Annotated in this window: 18 protein-coding genes; 3 read left to right on the plus strand and 15 right to left on the minus strand. The window is 51.3% G+C overall.

Features of this window, described 5'->3' with window-relative positions; genetic code table 11:
* Window positions 1-5: 5 nt before the first annotated feature.
* Both ALFI_RS14595 and ALFI_RS14600 read left to right on the plus strand, forming a co-directional pair.
* Window positions 6-1160: a retropepsin-like aspartic protease gene (locus tag ALFI_RS14595; RefSeq protein ID WP_014776371.1), complete on the plus strand. Its 1155-nt coding sequence runs from the start codon at window positions 6-8 to the stop codon at window positions 1158-1160.
* Window positions 1161-2075, plus strand: a complete 915-nt coding sequence (locus tag ALFI_RS14600; protein WP_014776372.1) for a transporter — start codon at window positions 1161-1163, stop codon at window positions 2073-2075.
* 113 nt (window positions 2076-2188) lie between these two features.
* Here ALFI_RS14600 and ALFI_RS14605 read toward each other — a convergent pair whose 3' ends face one another.
* The 3 genes from ALFI_RS14605 to ALFI_RS14615 form a co-directional block, all read right to left on the minus strand.
* Entirely contained in the window at window positions 2189-2554 is a 366-nt protein-coding gene (locus ALFI_RS14605; RefSeq protein WP_009598150.1) for a DMT family protein, read from the minus strand.
* Window positions 2555-2845: 291 nt separating this feature from the next.
* Window positions 2846-3505 (minus strand): HAD family hydrolase, encoded by a 660-nt coding sequence (locus tag ALFI_RS14610; RefSeq protein WP_014776373.1) that lies wholly within the window; start codon window positions 3503-3505, stop codon window positions 2846-2848.
* Window positions 3506-3564: 59 nt separating this feature from the next.
* Window positions 3565-6078 carry a DUF5686 family protein gene (locus tag ALFI_RS14615; protein ID WP_014776374.1) on the minus strand — a complete coding sequence of 838 codons (2514 nt, stop codon included), beginning with the start codon at window positions 6076-6078 and terminating at the stop codon, window positions 3565-3567.
* A gap of 89 nt (window positions 6079-6167) precedes the next feature.
* Here ALFI_RS14615 and ybaK point away from each other — a divergent pair, with 89 nt between their 5' ends.
* Window positions 6168-6659, plus strand: a complete 492-nt coding sequence (ybaK, locus tag ALFI_RS14620; protein WP_009598127.1) for a Cys-tRNA(Pro) deacylase — start codon at window positions 6168-6170, stop codon at window positions 6657-6659.
* Window positions 6660-6668: 9 nt separating this feature from the next.
* Here ybaK and ALFI_RS14625 read toward each other — a convergent pair whose 3' ends face one another.
* The 12 genes from ALFI_RS14625 to ALFI_RS14680 form a co-directional block, all read right to left on the minus strand.
* Window positions 6669-7769 carry a glycosyltransferase family 4 protein gene (locus ALFI_RS14625; RefSeq protein WP_014776375.1) on the minus strand — a complete coding sequence of 367 codons (1101 nt, stop codon included), beginning with the start codon at window positions 7767-7769 and terminating at the stop codon, window positions 6669-6671.
* 40 nt (window positions 7770-7809) lie between these two features.
* Window positions 7810-8880, minus strand: coding sequence for a radical SAM protein (locus ALFI_RS14630; protein WP_014776376.1), 1071 nt, complete (start codon window positions 8878-8880; stop codon window positions 7810-7812).
* Window positions 8881-8915: 35 nt separating this feature from the next.
* Window positions 8916-10091 carry a glycosyltransferase gene (locus ALFI_RS14635; RefSeq protein WP_014776377.1) on the minus strand — a complete coding sequence of 392 codons (1176 nt, stop codon included), beginning with the start codon at window positions 10089-10091 and terminating at the stop codon, window positions 8916-8918.
* Window positions 10088-11008, minus strand: a complete 921-nt coding sequence (locus ALFI_RS14640; protein ID WP_014776378.1) for a hypothetical protein — start codon at window positions 11006-11008, stop codon at window positions 10088-10090. Before ALFI_RS14640 ends, ALFI_RS14635 begins: the two co-directional genes overlap by 4 nt.
* A gap of 3 nt (window positions 11009-11011) precedes the next feature.
* Complete coding sequence (locus tag ALFI_RS14645; protein WP_014776379.1) at window positions 11012-12412, minus strand: MBOAT family O-acyltransferase; 1401 nt, start codon at window positions 12410-12412, stop codon at window positions 11012-11014.
* 50 nt (window positions 12413-12462) lie between these two features.
* A complete protein-coding gene (locus ALFI_RS14650; protein WP_014776380.1) occupies window positions 12463-13575 on the minus strand; it encodes a glycosyltransferase in 1113 nt (370 codons plus the stop codon).
* Between the two features lie 4 nt (window positions 13576-13579).
* Window positions 13580-14110: a glycosyltransferase gene (locus tag ALFI_RS17550; RefSeq protein WP_244076595.1), complete on the minus strand. Its 531-nt coding sequence runs from the start codon at window positions 14108-14110 to the stop codon at window positions 13580-13582.
* Between the two features lie 575 nt (window positions 14111-14685).
* Window positions 14686-15792, minus strand: a complete 1107-nt coding sequence (locus ALFI_RS14660) for a hypothetical protein (RefSeq protein WP_208854097.1) — start codon at window positions 15790-15792, stop codon at window positions 14686-14688.
* Window positions 15793-15899: 107 nt separating this feature from the next.
* Complete coding sequence (locus tag ALFI_RS14665) at window positions 15900-17081, minus strand: glycosyltransferase (protein WP_014776383.1); 1182 nt, start codon at window positions 17079-17081, stop codon at window positions 15900-15902.
* 10 nt (window positions 17082-17091) lie between these two features.
* The gene (locus ALFI_RS14670) at window positions 17092-18234 is read right to left on the minus strand and encodes a polysaccharide pyruvyl transferase family protein (RefSeq protein WP_014776384.1); all 1143 of its coding nucleotides are present in this window, start codon (window positions 18232-18234) and stop codon (window positions 17092-17094) included.
* Complete coding sequence (locus ALFI_RS14675; RefSeq protein ID WP_014776385.1) at window positions 18188-19384, minus strand: Coenzyme F420 hydrogenase/dehydrogenase, beta subunit C-terminal domain; 1197 nt, start codon at window positions 19382-19384, stop codon at window positions 18188-18190. The genes ALFI_RS14670 and ALFI_RS14675 overlap by 47 nt, the downstream gene beginning before the upstream one ends.
* Window positions 19381-20937: an MATE family efflux transporter gene (locus ALFI_RS14680; protein WP_014776386.1), complete on the minus strand. Its 1557-nt coding sequence runs from the start codon at window positions 20935-20937 to the stop codon at window positions 19381-19383. Before ALFI_RS14680 ends, ALFI_RS14675 begins: the two co-directional genes overlap by 4 nt.
* Between the last annotated feature and the right edge of the window lie 13 nt (window positions 20938-20950).

The following is a 20950-nucleotide window of genomic DNA, read 5'->3' on the forward strand; positions in this document are numbered from 1 at the left end:
GGCGGATGAGACGGTTGCTGCTGGTTGTTTGCTGGCTTGCCGCGGCGCAGACGGTCTGCGCCCGCAAACCCGCCGTGCGCTTCGACCTGCCTTACACGCTCGAACGGGGCAAGTATGTCGTGACGGTCGAGACCGCTGCGGGACCGCGCCGCTTTGCCTTCGACACGGGGGCTTCGAAGACCTGCATCAGCGAACGGCTCAGCCGCGAACTGGGACTCGCGGCGTCTGGCCGTGGGACGTCGGGCGATTTCGAAGGTCATCGTCATGCGATCACCTATGTCCGGGTGCCGTATCTCCGGATGGGCGAGGCAACCTACTCCGACCGGCAGGTGATCGTGCTGCCCGACAGCTCCTATATCTTCCGCTGTCTGGGCTTCGACGGCATTGCGGGCAGCGATCTGCTGCGCGGCTTCGTCGTGCGGATGCCCAATGCCGACTCGACGATCACGCTGGCGGGCGACCTGCGCCAGCTCGGCGGGTTCCGCTGCCGGGGCGGTGCGCGGATTCACTTTGCGGGAAACGCTCCTGTAATCGCCGCCCGTGTGGGCTGCGGCAAGTCCCGGATGAAAACCTACATGAAATTCGATACCGGCTCCGGGGCCTTGTTCGACTGCCGTTACGACGAGTGCCGGGCGATGATCGAAAAGGGGATTTTGCGGGAGGTGCGCCGCACGGAGGGACACTCCGGCAATCTGGGGTGGACCAACCGGTCGGTCGTCGGTGAAGCCGTGCGGGGTGTGATTCCCGAATTCGGACTGGCCGGAAATACGCTTGCCGGGATGCCCCTCGAAGTGACCCACGGCGGACACAGCAAGCTCGGATGCGGAGTTTTCCGCTGGGGAACGGTCGTGATCGACTATCCCGGCCGCCGTTTCTGGCTGCTGCCGCATGCCGAACCGCCCGGACCGCCCGATGTGTCGGTAAGCGGCGTCACCGTCGCGCTGGACGGAGGACGGCTGGTCGTGGGGCAGGTCTGGGACGAGACGCTTGCGGATAGGGTGGCTCCGGGCGACCGGATCGTATTTCTCGGAACGGTGGATGTGTCGCGGGTCGATCCCTGCGCCGTAATCCGGGGTGAAATCCGCGGCGACAAACCCCAGATGACGGTCGAACGCAAGGACGGTACCCGTGTGACGGTTCCGGTAAAAAGGATGAAATAAATGCACGTATTGGAATATCTGCACCGCAATGTCAAGACGGTCGCCATGCCCTCGGCCATGGTGGCGGGCGCCTTGCTGTGCCGTCCGGTGACGGCGCTCGAAGCGTGGACGCACCAGATGATTACGCCCTCGCTGATCTTTCTGATGCTCTTCGTCACCTTTTGCCGGGTGAAACCCCGCCAGATGAAGCCGTCGATGCTGCACGTGTGGCTGTTGCTGTTTCAGGTCGTGGTGAGCGCGGCGCTTTATTTCACGTTGCTGCCGCTCGATGCGATCGTGGCGCAGGGTGCGATGATCTGCGTGCTGGCACCCGTGGCGATGGCCGCGGTGGTGATTGCGGGCATGCTGGGGGCCAACGTTCCGACGATGGCGACCTACAGCCTGCTGTGCAATATGGCGATCGCGTTGATCGCGCCCGTCGTGCTTTCGCTGGCCGGAACCGGGGCCTGCTCTTTCACGCAGATACTGGCCCGCATCGCGCCGCTGCTGATCATGCCTTTCGCAGCGGCGCAGTTCTGCCGTTTTCTGCTGCCGAAGACCGCGAAATGGATCGGCGACCACAGCCAGATTTCATTCTATATGTGGCTGGCGTCGCTGGTCGTGATTATCGGACGCACGACGGCATTCATCATCGACCTGCACGATGCGTCGCTCTCGGTCGAGCTGTGGCTGGCGTTCGCCGCACTGGCGATCTGTCTGGTGCAGTTCAAGGTGGGCCGCATGCTCGGCCGCCGTTACGGGGACGCGCCGGCGGGCGGGCAGTCGCTCGGCCAGAAGAACACGGTGCTGGCCGTATGGATGGCGCAGTCGTTCCTCGACCCCATCTCCTCGATCGCCCCGACGGCTTATATCGTGTGGCAGAACTTCGTCAATTCCTATCAGATTTATCGCCACGATCAGCGGAAGTCGGATTGAGCGCCTTCGGCGTCGGGCTTTTCTTCCGCCTGCAATCGTCACGAAAAATAGGACAGCCGCGATTTCGGGTCGCGGCTGTCTTGTGTGTATGCGAGGCTGTTACCGGACGAGGGTTATTTCCGGAAGATGAAATAGACGGCCAGAATCAGGCAGAGGAATCCGGCGAGGTGGTTCCAGCGCAGGGTGTCGGATTTCATGAAGACCAATGCAAAGAGCGTGAATACGGAAAGCGATACGACCTCCTGTATCACTTTAAGTTCCCAGATGGAGAACGGGCCGCCGAACTGCGCGGAGCCGATGCGGTTGGCGGGGACCTGAAAGCAGTATTCGAACAGGGCGATGCCCCAGCTCAGCAGGACGATCGCCAGCATGCCGAAGCGTTCGAGTTTCGATTTGAATGCGATATGCCCGTACCATGCGAGCGTCATGAAGGCGTTCGATATGACGAGCAGAACGACGGTGGAGATTCCTTTGAACATATATGCGTCCGGGTTAAAAATCCCGCAAATGTATCAAAAATTTCCGTACGATATCCGCTTCGGGGAAATATTTGCGTCGGCCGGCCGAATCCCGAATCCGGGAGGAGCAGAGGGAAGGTAATGCTGAGGAGGTTGCAAAGGGGGCGCGAGGGGCAGGAGGCGGGGCGTTTTCTTGGGTCGGGCTTCTGAGAGGGGGCAGCCGATCCGCATGATCCGCCGAAGGGGCGCCGGACAAAAATCCCGACCCTATTGAGGTCGGGAATTGCGGCGGCCTTTTGCGGGGCCGTGCGCTTATTTCAGCAATGTTTCGAGGTTGGTGATGTCGCGGAAGTCGCCGATGATGACGTCGGCGTCGGTTTCGGCGGCCAGCATTTGGCGGGAGTGCGTGGACGCCAGCGCGACGATGCGGCCCGCGCCGGCCCGCCGTGCCGACTCGATGCCCGCCTTGGCGTCTTCGAAGACGACGCATTCGGCCGGTGCGAGTCCGAGTGCGGCCGCCGCCGTCAGGTAGATTTCCGGATCGGGTTTGCAGCGCGTCACCATGTCGCCGTTGATTTTGGCGTCGAAAAAGGATTCGATGTCGCACTTCTCAAGCACGAAATCGACATTGGCCCTGCACCCCGACGAACCTACGGCGCAGCGTATGCCCGCATCGCGGAGCTTGCCCAGCAGGGCGACCAGTCCCGGCATGGGTTCGATTTCGGGAGCGTAGATTTCGCGGTAGATGGCCTCCTTCTCGTCGCCAAGCGCCGCAGTTCCCTTCTCGCGGATCACCTCTTCGGGCATGATGAGCCGCATGATGTCGTCGTTGCCCCTGCCGAAAGCTCCTCCCAGTTTCTCCTTCCAGCCGCGCACGCCGTAGCGGTCGCAGAAGATTTCGAACGCCCGGATGTGGACCGGCGAATTGGCCACGAGCGTACCGTCCATGTCGAATATGGCGCCTTTTATCATATGATTCCGTATTTTAAGCCCCAAAGGTAGTCAAAATCTTCGACACAAGGAACCCTATGTCAGAATTTGAGGTGCATGCTCAGGTTTACGGCGAAGTTCTGCACGTCCTGTCCCGGCTTGGGATCGCGGTGGGTGAGACGCCAGATGCAGTCCACGCGCAGCAGGCGGAAGATATTTTCGACGCCGAAGCCCATTTCGACGTAAGGGTCCGAAACCGACGTCATGCCGCGGGGGAAGAGCAGTGGGGCCTGCGTGTCGGGCAGACTGCCGTCGTTCTCCTTCGAGAGCGTGCCCCACACGCCCTTGCAGACCAGCACTTCGCGCCACTTGAGTTTCTTGACGAGCGGAATGCGGCCCAGCAGGATGCCGTTGAAGTGGTGTTCGAAGAAGAGCGCCACCCATGCGTCCGATGCGAATTCGTAGAAATTCATGCACGAGAAGGCATTGGGATCGTAGAAGTAGGTGCCGTTGCCTTCGTGGAGCTTGAGCAGCGGATAGGGGACCTTGCCGAAGATTTTGCCGCCCTGCAGCGTGATGTTGGAATAGCCCAGCGGCGGCAGTTCGGGTTTGTAGTGGATGCCCCCTTCGAGCCGGTAGTATTCGTAGCTGTCGTTCAGCATGGCGGGAACGCCGGCCGTGAATCCGAGCGTCAGGACGGGGTAGACCGTGCCCATGTACTGCTTGTCGAAGGGCAGGCGGTAGATGCTCTCGTTCTTCGAAATACGCATCCCGACGTGCAGCGCGGCGTCCGATACGGAGTTTACGATCCGGCCGTCGGGACGCACCAGCGGCACGTAGCGGTTGCCGAAGATCTTCTGGATGCGGGCGCCGAGGAAATTGCTGGTGCCGTGGCTCCATTCGTGTTCGTAGCCGATCTCGCCGCGGTTGACCATCGAAAGCCGGGAGTCGCCGCGCGAGAGCAGCGAGCTGAGGATGTTGCTCTCCGTGAGCGCGTTCTGTCCCGCGCCCAGCTGCATCACGTCGTGCCGGCCCGAAACGGTGAGCTTGCGCGTCAGGCGGCGGTTGAAGGCCAGTTCGATGCTGCCGCCGCCCTTGAACATGCCGTCGCGCGTGCCGTAGGCCGCATATCCTGAGAGACGTATGCGTTTGCTGACGGCCGTGGTCGTGCGGAATCCCGGCTGCATGCGGAACCCTTCGAGTTTGTTGAAGCTGGCCAGTTTGTAATAGGGGCCGATACCGATGTATTTGGTGTTCCAGTAACCGACGATCACGGTGTTGATGAGCGTGTAGATGTTGCGGTAGAGCGGCACGTTCTGCACCGAATCGACCATCGAGTAGATGCCCTTCTCCTTGTCGCTCAACCGGTAGGGGCGCACTTGTTCCCAGAAGGCTTCGTCCGTGCGGCTGACTCCCTCTTCGTCGCCGATGACGACGTTGTTGTCCATGCGCGCGACTTCGTCGGGAATGGGAACCCCGACGCGCACGTCGGAGTAGACCACTTCGCGCGTGCCGATGAACGAGGTCAGCTTCGACGAGTCGCCCGTGGCGATCGAAAATTCGGCCGACACCCGGTCGCGGTGGCGGAACCACGTGCTGTCGGCGACGATGCGGTTGTCGTTTTCGAGCCGCAGGTGCTTGATCCAGTTTACATTGACGCCCTTAGGCATGCGCGCCGAGGCCGACTGCAGGGCGTACGACGCCGAGTCGATATTGACTTCGCCGTCGAGTACGGGCGTGGCGAGCCGCTTGGGATGGAAGCGGATTTTGTAGGTTTTGCGCCCCTCCACCTGCATGCTGTCCACCAGAAAATAGTCGTAGAAGGCCAGACCCGAATCGGAGAGCGGACTGGCGAAGCGGACGTTGAAGATGTCGATGTAATTGGCGTAGAAATTGACGTTGCCGTGCATCCGGCCCGTGAACTGGGCGATGGCGAAGCTGTCCTCGACGCCCGACACGCGGCTGGCGCGGATGATTTCGCGCGAAACGGCGGGGGTGCGCCTGCTGTGGTAATAGTCGGCCGTGGCTTCGGAGATCATGGCCGGCAGGTAGGCCTGTCCGGTGAGCGCCGAGGTGTCGATGTAGTCGAAGACGAACCCGAAATTGCGTTGCAGCCGCTTGCTGCGGAACCGGGGCTTGATGTTCGTCAGGTCGAGCTGCATCTTGGTATAGGTGGCGCAGGTGTAGCTGTCGTACAGGTCGGGATCGTTCTGGGGCTTGCGGCGGATGACGCCCCGCAGAATCGGATGCGCCGGGTTGTCGCCGGGGGTGATGACGACGCTGCCGATGCCGAACTCCACGGCTTCGAGGGCGAAGTCGATCTGGTTGAAGCCTCCCTGCACGAGCGGCTTGGTCTGCGAGGCGTAGCCGACCATCGAGGCCTGCACGCGGCTCACCGTGTCGCGGGTTTCGAGTGTGTAGATGCCCGCCTCGTCGGTGGTGATGCCCGTCGTGGTGCCGGGAAAGACGACGCTCACGAACTGCATCGGCGTGCCGTCGGCGGCGTCGGTGACGCGCCCGCGGACACGGGTGCTCTGCGCCGGCAGGACGGTGGGGAGGAACAGAACCGCGATGAGAAAGGCGAGCGGTTTGTATGTGATTTTTCGGCGAAGCATCTGACAAATGTAGCTAAAATGCGACAATCCGGGTAAAATAAACTACCTTTGCGCAACTTAAGCCGAAAAATTGAACATCAAGAGCTGAGATGGCACACGGAAAAGTCGAAAAGACGAATGCGGCGCGGCTGCTCGACCGTGCGAAGATAAATTACGAGCTCGTTCCCTACGAGGTGGACGAAGAGCATCTGGCGGCGACGCACGTCGCTGAACAGCTGGGCGAGGAGATCGCCACGGTTTTCAAGACCCTCGTGCTGAAAGGCGACCGGACGGGATACTTCGTCTGCGTGGTGCCGGGGAATCACGAGGTCGATCTCAAGGCCGCGGCCCGCGTGTCGGGCAACAAGAAGGCCGATCTGATTCCGATGAAGGAACTGCTGCCCGTGACGGGTTATATACGCGGCGGCTGTTCGCCGGTCGGCATGAAAAAGCGCTTCCCGACTTATATCCACTCTTCGGCCGGGGAGCATCCGTTCATCTATATCAGCGCCGGCGTCCGGGGCCTGCAACTGAAAATCGCCCCGGCAGAGCTGATAGCATTCGTCGGGGCGACCGTGGCTGAGATCAGCCGGGAAGGGTAGTGTCTGAGTTTACCGTTCCGGCCGGGGCTTTGCGCATTTTTCATATACTGCGGCCGTTTGTTCGGCGATAGCGTCCCAGTCGTATTTTTCCATCGGATATTCCTTTTGCCGATAGGGTGCGTCGATGTTCTGCTGGAGCTTCTGCGCCAGCGCGGCTATGTCGCCGACGGGGAAATAAGCCTCTTTTTCAAGACCGACCTCCAGATTGGCCGGAATGTCGCTTACGATGACGGGCAGTCTGTAACTCATCGCTTCCAGCAATGCGATCGGAAGCCCTTCGTGCGAAGAGGGCAGCACGAAGCAGCGGGCGTGGGTGAGAAGGGCGTGCAGCTTTTTCCCCTTGATGAAGCCGGTCAGGACGACGCCCTGTTCCCGTGCGTATTTTTTGAGTCCTGCGGAGTACTCGTCTTCGAAATCCGTATCTCCGGCCAGCACCAGTCTGCACCCCTTGTTGTCGGTCTTCGAGAAGGCTTCGATCAGGTGGTGCAGGTTCTTTTCCGGGACGAAGCGGCACATGCTGAAGATGTATTTCCCCTTTTCGACGCCCGTTTCTTCGAGATATTCCGGAAAATCGACGATCTGGGGAGCCGGAACCCCGTTGTAAATCAGGTGACACTCTTTGCGGTGGTATTTGCGGATCAGCATGTCGTTTATGACGTTCGAAATCACGATGATTTCATTGGCGAAGCGTGCGCCCATCATTTCACCCAGTCTGAGTACCGTTTTGGCCGCCGCACCCCATTTGTCCCGGTCGTAATCCGGTCCGTGGTGGGTAAATACCACCTTCAGTCCCAGCAGGCGTGCGACCGGCGTCAGCAGCGCCGGGCCGACGGCGTGGATGTGGATGATCTCGGCTTTCAGCTTTTTGGCTTCGAGGACGGCCCGGAACGTATGGACGATCGCTTCGAACGACTTCTTTTTCGGGGTTGCGAGATCGACGAGCGTGATTCCCTCGTATTGCCGCAGCGTGTCGTGCACGTAGCTTTTCCGCCGTATTACGGTTACGTCGAATCCCTTCCGGGCGATACGCGGAAACAGCTCTTCGCAGTGCGTTTCCACGCCGCCCATGATGCCGGGAATCCCACGGGTGCCGGTGACGACTATTTTCATAGCCGGAAAACGGTCATTCTTTTTGGCATTCACGACTTGGTTAGAATTTTTCCCGCAAATCGCCCTGCATCGGGTCTTGGCCGACATCGCACCACTTCTTGTCCAGACTGGCCGGTTTTCCCCGCAGGCTGCGGAGCTTGTTTCTGAGCGCCCACCTCAGCGGGTATTTCATGTATTTGTGCATTACAGGACTGGCCGTACCGACCATCCAGCAGTTTTTCGGGCATTTCCGGACCATGGCGCGGACTTCCTGCGCCCGGTCGCTCTCCCAGATATTCATGAAGTCGGGCGTTTCGTGGATATTGCCCATAGATTTCTGCCAGTATTTCTCTTCGAGACCGTTGCACGGATACACCTCGCCGAAAGGATCGATGAAGAAGTTCGCCGAACCCGCTTCGCACGGCAGCATGCGGCGGCCGCCTTCGATGTAGTTGATCAGCCCCATATTGAACCATGCGCGGAACCAGCTTTTCGGATGGTTCTCCTGCAACTGCCATTCGATCAGCTGTTCGAAGTTTTTGCACACCTCGTCCTTGTTGGTGATTACGTTGTCGTCCTTGTGGAAATAATAGGAGTTGTGGAAAGCCGCCGTAGCGAACTCCATGCCCAAGGACAGCGACAGCTGATAGAGCGAGAGCATATCCTTGGAATTGTTGTTCGATACGGTGCAGCCGAATCCGATGTCTTTCAGCCCCATTTGCTTCAGCGTGAGCAGTGTTCTCAGCCCTTTGTCGAAGCCGCCGGCATGTCCGCGCAGCTCGTCGTTCTTGCAGCTCAGGCCTTCGATCGAGATGCGGATGCCGATGTTCGGGAATTGTTTGGCCAAGGCCACGACTTTGTCTTCGAACCATCCGGACGTGGAGATGACGATGCGGTCCGTATGTTTGTAGCACTCCTCCACGATCTCCGCCAGATCTTCGCGGACGAAGGGTTCTCCGCCGGTCAGGTTGATGAATTTCAGGCGCGGCAGCGTACGAAGGTCCGCAGCTTTGATTTCGTCGTCTTTTTTCGTGGGGTTGAACCAGATGTTGCACATCTTGCATTTCATCGGACAGCGATAGGTCAGGATGATGCTGGCGTCGGTGGGGTGCGGGATATTTTCAGCAGACATGATTTTGACAGATTTGTATGAATCCAAGGTTTGAATTATAGATTGTACAGCTGTATGAGCTGTTTATAGTATGTTTCCGAATTATAGCGCTTTTTCGCTTCGAGGGCGATGGCGGCATGGTCGAACGGTGCGTCATACATGGCCTGAATTTTGGCGGTCAGATCGTCCGTATCCCTGCTTCTGAAATACAAACCGTTGAAGTCCTCCTGAATCAATTCGGGAATACCGCCGATTTGAGCGCCCAGTACCGGCGTGCCCAAGCATTGGGATTCGATGACGGAAAGCGGATTGTTCTCATATGATTCGGACGGAATGACGCAAAAGCGGGCCTGACTGACAATTCGTTTTATTTCATTCCACTGCTTGAATCCGGCGAATTCGACATTTGGCCCCGCGAGTTTCTTCATTTCGGCATCCAGCGGACCCTTGCCGATGATTACCAATTTGTAAGGCAGTCGGTTCGCGGCGTCGATCAGAGTCTTTATTCCCTTTTCATGCGATATGCGCCCGATGTAGCAGTAGTAATCTTTTTTCAGATAGGCTGCGTCTGCACATTTTTCAACGTCGATAAAATTGCATAATGTATGCAGTTTGCCTCTATCGAAACCGCCTTGTATCATTTTGTCGGCTAGGAACTGACTGGGGCAGATAAATGAATCGGTGCAGGCCTCAAGCCTTTCCCTGTTCCATTTCCGGGCTTCTTTATACGCCAATATACTCACCAGCCACGAGTTTTTCATGCATTTGTTCTCCAATACCTTGTGTTTGTCCGTGAAACATGCTTCGCAGATCGTTTCCCCGTTGCGCAGGCAATCGTACCGGGGACATAGCAGTTTCAGGTCGTGCAGCGTCCATACGACTTTGATACCTCTCCGATGGGCGAGTTCGGCGATCAGAGGGGATAATTGCGTGTGGATATTGTTCAGGTGAACGACATCCGGCTGGAAATCATCCAGCAATGCGTTGAATTTCCGTTTTACCTCTTTCGAACCGAATGGCCGTCTAAAGGTTTCAAGTATGTTGGGACCCGGCGAGAAGCGTATTTCGCTCGGAAAATATTTGCTCCACGGAGTCGGGAAATTTTCCGGATGTTGCATGGCGAATACCGCAGTATCGTGATTGTGGTCTTTAAGCAACTGTTCCAGATTCAGCGTGCATACGCAGTCTCCGCCGCGGCGGTAGTAGAATTTATTGGCGAGCAGAACTTTCATAAAAAACGATCGGAGGTAAGACGGAGAGTTTTCAATTTGCATTTTATATCGGCCGCAACTATTTCCGTATAGGCTCTTGCACCGTTGTCGTTCAAATGCGATGAATCGGCAAAATATGTTTTGTTGTTTGCGAAGCGTTTGTCGCTTAGATAATTATAGTAGGGAATGCTGTACTTTGCACATATGCCTTCCACGATGTCTGGCCAGTCGGCATTGCTCCCGTATTCGGGCGATATGAATACGAACAGGGCGGAATGTCTTTTTACTTCGCAAATGAATTGCTCAAAATAACGGATTTTGACAGGATCTGTTTCGTTTTTCTTTGCGGTGGATTTTGACGGCTCGTAAGTCATCGTATCGTATAAAGGCATGTAGCCGTTATCGGAAGATACGGCTCGATCCGATAGATTATCCATTAGAATGCTCAGGAATTTCGAATTGAACCGGTAGGAATTCGACATCATTTTCCAACGTTCGGACGGATTTATGTCCCAGAATAATGAATCGACTCCCGGATATTGATAATACGGCCGCAAGGGAGCCAAGTATTTGCAATTGTCGTTTCTAAACAGATCGAATGTAGGCTGGATGTCCAGTATGACGATTTTGGGATAGTACCGGGCCGTAATCGTTTTTAGCTTTCCATACCCGTATATGATGCCGTTGCCGTCCATTCCGCAGTTATAGCAACTCATGTCCAATGAATCGGACAATATCGAAGGGACGTAGTGATGAGCGGCCCGCGACGAGCCGAAAATCAGGATGTTTGCATCGACTTCGTCGGATATGAAATTATCCCGTTTTGTATATCCGCCGGTTGCATGGACTGTCAGATAACCGAAGATTTTGCCCAGACCGAAGTCGAGCAGACCGCATAACGCAAGAAATATGGCCGATTTGATCAGAAAATTCCGCATGCGTTAGAAGTTTACATAAATGAATTGTCCGGAATCCAATACGCCTGTCAGAAGGATTAGAAACATTAGAAACAGATAGGAACTCCACCTGATTGCTATGTTTCTGTTTTCGAAGAAGAGAAACCGGCGTGGGAAGAATTCGTCGCGCATGTCTTTAAAAAACAATATGCAGACGGCGACGAGCATGTAGATCATATTGCTGTTGTTTGATAAAAACAGGGTAGTCCCGAAATCCGTGAATATTTTGCCGATGACCTTGCATGCGTCCGTTATCGAGGGCATCCGGAAAAATATCCATGCGAAGTTGACGATAAGGAATGTGATGATAATACGAAGCCGGCGATTCCCCCCCCCTTCATACTTCTGAAGACGCAATGCCTTTTCGGCTATTTGCGCGACTCCGTGAATAATTCCCCATATGATGAATGTCCAATTCGCGCCGTGCCAGATTCCGGAGACCAGAAAAGTCGCGAAAATATTCCAATAGGTGCGTAATTTGCTGCATCTGCTGCCGCCTAGCGGAATATATACGTAATCACGGAGCCAGATGGACAGCGAAATGTGCCATCGGTGCCAGAAGTCGGTTATGCTGGTTGCGAAATAGGGGCGGTTGAAGTTATTGATCAGATCGAATCCCAAGACTTTGGCTACTCCGATAGCCATTAACGAATAACCTGCAAAGTCTCCGTATATTTGCAGCGAATAACACAAACTGGCGACGAACAGGGAGAACCCCGTCTGATAGGTGTAATTGTCATAAATGCTGTCTACGTACAGACCTAATCGGTCTGCTAACACGACTTTTAGGAACAAGCCCCATAACAACAGTTTCAACCCCTGTGTCGCTTTGTCGGCATCGAAAGTTTTGAGACTTTTGATTTGCGGCAGCAGGTCCTTCGCCTTGCTGATAGGCCCCGAAGCTATTTGCGGAAAAAATGAAATGAACAGTGCATAGTCCCGGAGGTTGCGTTCGCAGTCGGTCCGTCTGTAATATACGTCCGCCAGATATCCGTATGCCTGAAATGAAAAGAAGGATATGCCGATGGGAGCGGCCCAATGCATTGTATTTATTTCGATGCGCAGGTGGAGGGTCGTCAATATATCGTATACGATGCCATTTATAAAATTGTAGTATTTGAAGAAAAGCAGCGGCAGCAAGGTCAAAATTCCTGCGACGGTCATTTTTAGCTTGTTCTTGGGGCTGTTGCGGGATATATAATGAGCGCCGGTATAGGTCGTCAGAGTTACCCACAAGAGGATCAATGCGTATACGGGCACCCAGTTCATATAGACTGCATAGCTTATCAGCAATAGAAGCCAGCTGCGCCATTTTATCGGACAGAGATAATATGCGGCGAAGATTGTCGGGAATGCAAGTAGAAATACAAATGAATTGAACAGCATGCTGAGGCTCTCTAGTTAGGCGTTGCGTCTGATATGTCGGAAATGGTATTTTACTGTTTTTGAATTGATTTTTTATAGATGTCCGTTAATAATTGGGCGGAATGGATATTCGTTAGGTTTTCCCGGTAGCCGATACAATTTTTGACATAAAAGGAATTGTTGTCGATGATTTCTTTTAGCTCGTCTACTCCCCATTGATTCTTGGCTATTCCCAGCTTATTCGCTTGGATGTAGCCGGCTGAAGCCGGTTGAGTGTTTGTCAGAATCGGGGTCCCTGAAACGATGGATTCCGGAATGGAAACCATATTCAGATCTTTTCGCGTATTGATAAGAAAGCAAAGAGATTCTCGGATATATTTATTCAGTGTTTGCTGAGGTAAAAATCCAAGAAATCGGACACTTTCCGAGAGTTTTAATTCCGACACTAATTTTTTTAAATTTGCTTCTTCTTCACCTCGCCCGGCTATCAACAATTTAATGTCTTCATATGCTTCCATTTCATGGAATTGCTGGAAAATCCGAATTATTCCGTCGATATTTTTTCTGAGAATCAATTGGGACGAACTGATTATTTGGCGTTCTTTTTTTTCGGAATAGGTGAATTTATCGACATTAATTCCATGATCAACGATTTGCTTTACTGTTTGCGGCATATATTTGCTAATAAATTTGTAAGCTGGCCCTGAGCGGGGAGCTACTGCTGCAATCCTTTGCATGAATAAACGAACAATGACATTATGCCATATTTTCGATGGAAGTCGATGGAATTTGTTTTGATGATCGGTCAGTTCTTGCCAAATTATAGTTTTTTCGGGACAGATTCTTGCTGCTAATAAAGACTGGAACGAAAATACTTCGCTGGAGATCAGCAAATCGAATGATTTTTCATTTTTTTTGATATATGGCCATAGCTCAGGAGAAAAGGGCAACATGGCCGGCGGGAAAATTCGTTTAAAGTCCGATTTAAAAAAAAGAATTTCGAAATCATACGCTTCTTTTTCCGCAGGAGCATACTCTTCGGCGGCGGCTAATGTTACATCGTGTCCCAGTCGTTTGAATCCTAGACACATGTTGTAAATCATCGTGTCTTTTATGGATTTGACTTGCGGAATTACATTGTTGTCCGCCGTAAAAAGGATCGGATTCAATATCAATACCTTCATGGCATCACATCTGTTTGTTCGCAGGGGATGAGTACAGATTTATATAGTCTTGTTCCAATATATTCTCTGAATAGAATTCTGGATACAGATTCGCATTTGTGCTGGCGCTGCCGGAATCCAATGCCTGCTGCAGCTTGTCGGCCAGATCTTCGACATTTCCGGCTTTGAAGAACAGCGAGTCCCGGTTGGCGTATTCTTTGAAAAAAGGCACGTCTGACATCACGACTTTCTTCCTGAAATAGAACGCAAGGGAAAGCACGCCCGACATGGTGGCCGAACGATACGGATAAACTACGATTGCGGCTTTGGTGAATAGATCTCGGACTTCGGCATCCTCGATGAACCGGTTCAGTCTTATGATGTTTGGCTCGGTTATTTTGTCTAAATTACCCAAACCGGCAATGACTAATTTATGTTTGTCGGATTCGGGGTGTCGATTGTAGGCACTGATCAATATGTCTACTCCTTTGTAATGATCGACAGCTCCGAAAAATAAAATATAGTCGGATGTATTTTTTAATTCAGCAACAGCCATCGTTCCTTTTTTTATTTCTTCTGTAACCAATGTGGGGAAGTGGGTGAAAAAAATCTGTTTATTCGGATATTTCTCGCATAATACTGCATACTGACTTTTTGATGAAGTTGTTAAATGAGGTATTATTTCCCGGATATTTTTTGTACACCAATATAGGTATTTATGAAATATATAACTGCAAAATCCCTTGTCTTTAGATTCATGGGGATATAAATCGTGAATTGTGTAATAAAATTTTTCTTTTTGTGGATTGAATAATAAATATGTGAACAGACTGAAGTCTCCTGTTAATAGGTGTACAGCATCTATTTTCTGAGATTTAGTGATTCTTTTTATTTCTCGAATAATTCTTATCGGATAGAATTTGTATATTAATTTGAGAATTTTTGTCTTCGGGTATTCGATGTGTCTTATTTTTCGGTTTACTATGACACTCTTGCTGAATGACCTGTTTGGCGAATTTACAACAATAGCAAACACTTCGAATTTTTCACTGTTGGACAATGTGTTAATTATTGAAGACGCGTATGGGATCATTCCCGGAGCAAATTCGGTCGCTATTAATAAAATTCGCTTCATCTAACTGTGTATGGTAATTTACAGCCGTGATATTCTGGACTGATTTTTCGATATTTCTGAGCGTTGGCGGACTGCCTGTAATACAATTCATAAAGATAAAAAAGTAACCCATGGAAGAAGAAGGAACCTACTCGATAGAATTCTACGGTAGTGAAACTTGACAGCAGCAGAAAAATATAGAAAAATTTCAAAAAGAGAATGTTGTCGTCGCATTTTCTTCTGATGATCCGAAAGACGGGGAAGAGAAGGGCCAATACGGTCGGAATTCCGATCATCCAGCTCAGTCCGACGATCCCCCAGTCATGCCATCCGTTATATGGACCTAATGCAGGATCGACAGTATAGAACGGCTGACCGTATTTTGTTCTGGGGTTGGGGATTCCGCTTCCGAATACATATTCGACGGGGGATTTGAAATGCTCTTTTGTAAAATAGTTGAACTGGATGACTCGTATGTAATCCTCATTGGCGAATGTGGCGCCCGCTTCCTGCCGCTTCATCATGTTGTTTATGGAGTTCTGAACGACCGAAGTTTGGGAGAGAACACCTATGACAATAAGGAAGAGAAACATATATTTTACACTGGCGATTTTCTTTACCGAGTAGGTAAATAGGCCCAATGCCAATAATATGGCAGCCATCTGGGTTCTGAATCCTGCTATAAAAAGGACGAAGAACGCGGGCAGTATGTATAACAGGTATTTGGTCTTGCCTGAAAATAAATATTTCCCGTAAAAATAGAATAGACAGATATAGGCGATCAGTTGTCCGTACATGGTAAATCGTCCGATGTCCATATAGTCCGTTGCCAAATTGAATATTTTGTCGGGATATATCAGTTGGATTGTGAAGCAGCATAGAAAAATAACGTAGGCGATTGCTAATGCCTTTTCTATCTCTTTTATAGAATATTTGCCGGATAAGAAAACAAAATAAGACAGAATTGTGAAAAATTGCAGGCAGGCAATTGAGCTGAATGTTTTGAGTAGGCTTTGCTGTTCGTAATATGAGCTTGAAAATCCGCTGATTATGAAAAAGATGAAATATATGATCAGGTGTTTCTTAAACATTCCGGATTGCCTTTCCAGAATGGCTTTTATCATGTAGAACAACGCGAGAATCACCGGAAGCAAAACAAACTGAGGAGTGAGTAATCCCCAGCAACATGAAAAAAGCAATATCCAGATTATGAGTTTGTTGACATTCGAAATCATCGGCGGTTTGCACTTAGGTCGTTGAACAGTTCTTCCCAATTGTTGACAATCTCTTCTACGCAGAACCTGCGGCAGGAGTGCAGGCCCTTCATTGCCAGTTTTTCCCGAAGGGAGGTGTCTGTCATCAGCTCTTTCATTTTGTTTACATAGCCCGTAAGGTCTTCATTGGAAACGATGATGCCGTTGTATCCGGTTTCGACGATGTCGTGCAGCGACAGGTAGGAATCCATTACAACCGGAACGACACCGCATTGTTGTGCTTCGACCAATGTCATGGGAAACCCTTCGAAGGCAGAGGTCATCATGAAAATGGCGGCCTGCTTGTAATAGGGCTGCGGATTTCGGAAGCCTTCGAACGAAATCCGTTTTAATCCTAACGCCTCCGCCAGTTGTTTATACATGGCCAAATCCGGTCCTTCGCCGACAATCCGGAAGTTCCACTCGTCCAAGCGGGGATCGTTTTCAATAGCGCGCCATATTTTGATTGCCCGCGTTATGCGTTTCTGGATTTCCACCATCCGACCTACGAGAAGAACGGTCTTCTCTTTCGACTGCAAATCTTCGGGCCGCATTTCGTTCGGGTAAACCAGCGGATTGGGGATGGCACCCAACTGGCTATTTGTATTTTTATAGTTGGCAAATTGCTCGTACTGACGTTGAAAGGCTGGAGACAGGAAAATATATTTATCCGTATGCGGTAGGAACTTTGTCACCTGCCTGCAACTATGTCTCTTTTTCCAGAATTTATACAGCGAAGTGCATCTTTTTTTCAGGAATCCGTTTATTCCCGTTCCCTCGATCATTGGGGTATAAAGTGCCTGATGGAGACATGTGATGATCTTTGTCTTATACCGTCCCCTTATTCCACGGATATATTCGACCGGCCACCATTGATTGACAAGATAATGGATGTCGTTTTCCTGAATATATTCTTTCAGATAGCCGGTTACTTTGTCGGCATCGGGAAAGCGTGTCGTAAACTCGTCGCAGCGGATATCGGGTATTTGAACGGCCTTTATGGCTGGATCGATGAAAGGCAGGTCGGCCCGCGTATTGTTTTTAAAATACAAGACGGATACATTCCATCCTCGCTTTATCATTTCGTTGGCAAGGCAGATCGTTACGGTTTCTCCGCCGCCGTATACGGGCCACAGACGTAGCAGAAAGGTTATATTCATCAGTCGGATTTTATTGTTCGTCTCTTGCAGTAAGCGCATTTTCGAGGAAGCACATGGATTTTGAACGCATTTCTTCCAGTTTCGCATTTATGGGCTTCCAGTCTATGGATTGTCTTATGGGGCAACTCTCCAATCCGTTTGAATCGGATAGGGTTCTGTTCTCTATCTTGAACAGCTTCAACAGCGACTCGAATCGTGCGACGCCTCTGTTTCTGTTGACGTATAATACGAACGGTTTGTTGAACAGAATGGAAAAAACGCAGCCGTGAAAGGAGTCCGTGAAAATATAATCGGCATAATACATCGCCTTCAGCCAGTCCGCTACGGATGGCGCTATTCTTTTTTCGAGAGGGGCCAGTCTGTCTTCGGTTTCCGTCGCTGCAAAGTTGTAGTCCATGGCTAAAACTTTCGAGACTTTTTTCAGCGCCGCCAGTTTGTCGTCGGAACGGTCTAATATGAATGCCGTTATTTTGTTTGCGTACTTTTCGGCACCTCCTTCGCCGATGAGTGCTCGATAGTCCGCAGGTGTCAGAAGCATTGTCGGATCTAAAACATGTTCAGCGGTATGGTTGAGATGCCTTTTGCATAATTCCATACCAGAATCTTCCCGTACGCTGACTGCGGTGAACTCCTTTAGCTTCTGGGTGCAGAATCGGGTCTCTTTCTTCGAATATGCCCATTTGTCGATACCGAATGACGCCGCATAGGCAATTAATTTCGCTGTACGGCCGTCGATCGGGGAGAAGTAATAATCTTTGATTTCCTCCATACACCCTTTGCGCCATACCTGATCAGAACCTACGATGTAGGCGTCGCATTTTAAGTCGCGGATGCTTTTGTATGCACTGCTGTTATAATAGACCGGTGAAAAGGGTTGCAGCCATTTGTCGATAAATGGTTGCGTGTGTTGTGTAATTACGGGGTATTCGTCGTAGATTTTCTTGTCGTAGAAAACGCAGGCAGGTTTTCTGAATATGTATTTTTTGACACTTCGTTTTAAGATGTTCCAGCCGTTGAACCGCTTTTTTTTAACGAGACGGCGAATGAGTATGACTTCGTGCCCTTGCCGCGTCAATACCGTTTTCAGCGCATATGCCTGCAATATGCTACCGTATCCTGTTTCCAAGGGCAAGGTCAGCAAGCCGATTCGCATATCTTTTGATTTTGTTTATTAGTCTCAGTTTTTTGCTCTGCCGGTGCAGCGAAGACTTTGCAACCGCCTTATAAAAAGTATCTCTTCTCGGATCCTTGATAAGACTGGCGGTGATCATCGGATTTTGTTTGATGACTTTCTCATAGGATTGCTCCGAACGTAATGTGCCGGTAATATATTTGCTGCCTTGATCCGTATTGATCAGCAACAGACTTATACCGTTGTTGTCATCCGGAAAGTCCTTGGTGCCGCGGAATCCCCAAAAATCGCCGAGTGTGATGTCGCTGCCGCTTTTCAGTTCTTTTGCCGGACAGGCGTAGCATGAATATCTTTCGGTCACATGCGACAGGAAGCAGTAAAAGAATGGATCTTTATAGTGTATTCTGGACACGTCTGCCGTCTCCGGAAGACCGGACCCGGTCTCTCTGCGGAATGAGAACCGCAAACTGTAATGCTGCCATCCGGTCGTCTTGTCCCTGAAATTGATGCCCGTAATTTGGGATGTGGACCGCAACTCGGAATTTGGATGTCGGCCCCCCCCCGTCGCTATTATTTCATGTAAATATTGTCGCCAGATTTCGGGGCTGGGAACACCGTGGCAAACTAAATCTACAGTCAATAGATTTTCATATTCTTTTGCCAAAAAAAGCTTTAAACCTCTTATTTGACAGGGAGTGCCCGAAAAGAGCACCGGACGGCCGGATTCCAGAAATTCTTTTGCCTGCCGGTAAGTGCGGCCGATACGGCTTTGCACATACTTGCTGCCCCGCATGGCCGCGAGTCCTTCGAGCGTTTCGGTACAGGCGTGTTCTACAGCCCAATTCTCGTCGAAACGGGCACCGAAAACCACGCCGTTCTTCTGAATGATCTGTTCCGCTATATGGGTGAAGATACCTCCCGAAGAACTTTGCAGCCGAATCCGAGTCTTTGTGTTTTTTGCCGCATATACATGGAGCGGCTTCCGCTTTTCGCCCTGATTGAGTACCGGACATACTTTTTCGCATAGGCCGCAACCTATACATTTCGACGTGTCTGTTTGCGGATAAAGAAATCCTTCCTCGTCTTCACGCATTACGATGCAGGACGTGGGGCAGCGCTGTTCGCATGCAGCGCAGCCGCAGCACATCTCCTTCGAAGCAATGGAAATCATTTTTTGAATTTTGATGCGATGGATGAGACTTTCGAGCAGATATAGATTTTCTCGCCGGGCGTAAGTCCGAACCAGTAAACGGACATGCTTGTCGATATGGCGCAAATCAGGCAGATCGTCAGAAGGTTCCATATTCCTTCTCCCGGCTGCCAGTATGCCACGGCCAGAGGCGCTGCAAGCGCGATTGCCGTAACTTTGGATATACTCCAGATCACTTTGGCAAAGTATTCCCGCAATGACAACCGAATCATTCGCCGCAGCATCAGCAGCCGGGCGAATTGGGCTGTAATCTCCATGACAAAATGTACGATAAAGACGCTGTATGCAGGGAGCCCGAACCGCAAACAGAGATAGGAAATCGGTAGGATCAGCAGCAGCAACCCTCCGACGACACTTTGGTATAGTTTGATCTTGCCGGTGGCGGAAGCGGCTGTAATCAACGGATTGGAGACGGCATACACCCATGTCGTGCATAACATGATCCGCAGGAATACGACTGTGTGGTCCGGGACGATTTTCAGCCAGAGCGTCAGTATCGCTTTTGTCTCGATAAGGACGGGAAGCGATAACAGCAGCAGCAGGAAAAATGAAAATTTGGCGCTCCGGAAAATCAGGCCATGCATGTATTCCATGTCGCCGGTCGCGTATGATTTGGTTATTTGCGGGTTGAGGGCCGTCTGGAAGTTGCTGCTGAATTGACCGATGGCGGTTTGGGCCTGCACGGCGATACCTCTGGCAGCGTTGACAACCGGACCGAAGAACATATTCAGCAGCAGGTTCAACCCCTGTGTAAATGTGATGGCCGCCAGACTGCCGAACATATTCCAACTGGCAAATCCTGTCATTTCCTTGAATAACCCCTTGTCCCAGCTCCAGCGATATTTTGTTTCGTTGAAATGCCGGTTGCAATACCAGCTGTAACATAGACGTATGAGGAACTGGACAATAACGATTAACGCGGCGTACAATATCAGTTTGTCGGTGTGAAAATACCGAAGGAAACAGACGATCAGCAATTTCAAAGAGACTTCGATAATCGATATATAGGCAAATGCGCTCATTCTTTCATGGGCGATGATGGCCGCATTATACGGTACGCTCATGATCATGATCACCGATGCCGCTACCGAGCACTGGAATACCCAGAAAGCGGCATTCATGCGGTCGGCCGGAATCTGCATTTTGTTCCATAAGAACCAAAGCCCGACCGTTTCCGCCAGCACTATTATCAGAAAGGATATGATGCCATGTATTGAAAGGCTGGTCGAAAAAACCTTTGTCAGTTGCGCCCGATTGTTCTGTCCCAGCTCAAAGGTCAGGTACCGCTGTGTCGCAGAGGTCATGGATCCGTTGATGAATCCGAACATGGCGACGATTCCGCCCACGACATTGTAGATGCCGAAGTCCTCCACCCCTAGAATATTCAATACCACCCGGCTGGTGTAGAGACTTACCGCCATGGTAACAAGCATCCGGAAGTAGAGCAGAAGCGTATTCTTTGCTATTCGTTTGTTGTTAGAGCTTATTTCCTGCATTTCGGAGCCGATGTTCATCCGTTAAGCGCCA

Source organism: Alistipes finegoldii DSM 17242 (assembly GCF_000265365.1).
Lineage (GTDB): Bacteria > Bacteroidota > Bacteroidia > Bacteroidales > Rikenellaceae > Alistipes > Alistipes finegoldii.

What these genes read in the sequence shown, in the direction of transcription:
- ALFI_RS14595 (WP_014776371.1), top strand. Translation starts at nt 6, where the DNA reads ATGAGACGGTTGCTGCTGGTTGTTTGCTGGCTTGCCGCGGCGCAGACG.
- ALFI_RS14600 (WP_014776372.1), top strand. Translation starts at nt 1,161, where the DNA reads ATGCACGTATTGGAATATCTGCACCGCAATGTCAAGACGGTCGCCATG.
- ALFI_RS14605 (WP_009598150.1), bottom strand. Translation starts at nt 2,554, where the DNA reads ATGTTCAAAGGAATCTCCACCGTCGTTCTGCTCGTCATATCGAACGCC.
- ALFI_RS14610 (WP_014776373.1), bottom strand. Translation starts at nt 3,505, where the DNA reads ATGATAAAAGGCGCCATATTCGACATGGACGGTACGCTCGTGGCCAAT.
- ALFI_RS14615 (WP_014776374.1), bottom strand. Translation starts at nt 6,078, where the DNA reads ATGCTTCGCCGAAAAATCACATACAAACCGCTCGCCTTTCTCATCGCG.
- ybaK (WP_009598127.1), top strand. Translation starts at nt 6,168, where the DNA reads ATGGCACACGGAAAAGTCGAAAAGACGAATGCGGCGCGGCTGCTCGAC.
- ALFI_RS14625 (WP_014776375.1), bottom strand. Translation starts at nt 7,769, where the DNA reads ATGAAAATAGTCGTCACCGGCACCCGTGGGATTCCCGGCATCATGGGC.
- ALFI_RS14630 (WP_014776376.1), bottom strand. Translation starts at nt 8,880, where the DNA reads ATGTCTGCTGAAAATATCCCGCACCCCACCGACGCCAGCATCATCCTG.
- ALFI_RS14635 (WP_014776377.1), bottom strand. Translation starts at nt 10,091, where the DNA reads ATGAAAGTTCTGCTCGCCAATAAATTCTACTACCGCCGCGGCGGAGAC.
- ALFI_RS14640 (WP_014776378.1), bottom strand. Translation starts at nt 11,008, where the DNA reads ATGCGGAATTTTCTGATCAAATCGGCCATATTTCTTGCGTTATGCGGT.
- ALFI_RS14645 (WP_014776379.1), bottom strand. Translation starts at nt 12,412, where the DNA reads ATGCTGTTCAATTCATTTGTATTTCTACTTGCATTCCCGACAATCTTC.
- ALFI_RS14650 (WP_014776380.1), bottom strand. Translation starts at nt 13,575, where the DNA reads ATGAAGGTATTGATATTGAATCCGATCCTTTTTACGGCGGACAACAAT.
- ALFI_RS17550 (WP_244076595.1), bottom strand. Translation starts at nt 14,110, where the DNA reads ATGGCTGTTGCTGAATTAAAAAATACATCCGACTATATTTTATTTTTC.
- ALFI_RS14660 (WP_208854097.1), bottom strand. Translation starts at nt 15,792, where the DNA reads ATGATAAAAGCCATTCTGGAAAGGCAATCCGGAATGTTTAAGAAACAC.
- ALFI_RS14665 (WP_014776383.1), bottom strand. Translation starts at nt 17,081, where the DNA reads ATGAATATAACCTTTCTGCTACGTCTGTGGCCCGTATACGGCGGCGGA.
- ALFI_RS14670 (WP_014776384.1), bottom strand. Translation starts at nt 18,234, where the DNA reads ATGCGAATCGGCTTGCTGACCTTGCCCTTGGAAACAGGATACGGTAGC.
- ALFI_RS14675 (WP_014776385.1), bottom strand. Translation starts at nt 19,384, where the DNA reads ATGATTTCCATTGCTTCGAAGGAGATGTGCTGCGGCTGCGCTGCATGC.
- ALFI_RS14680 (WP_014776386.1), bottom strand. Translation starts at nt 20,937, where the DNA reads ATGAACATCGGCTCCGAAATGCAGGAAATAAGCTCTAACAACAAACGA.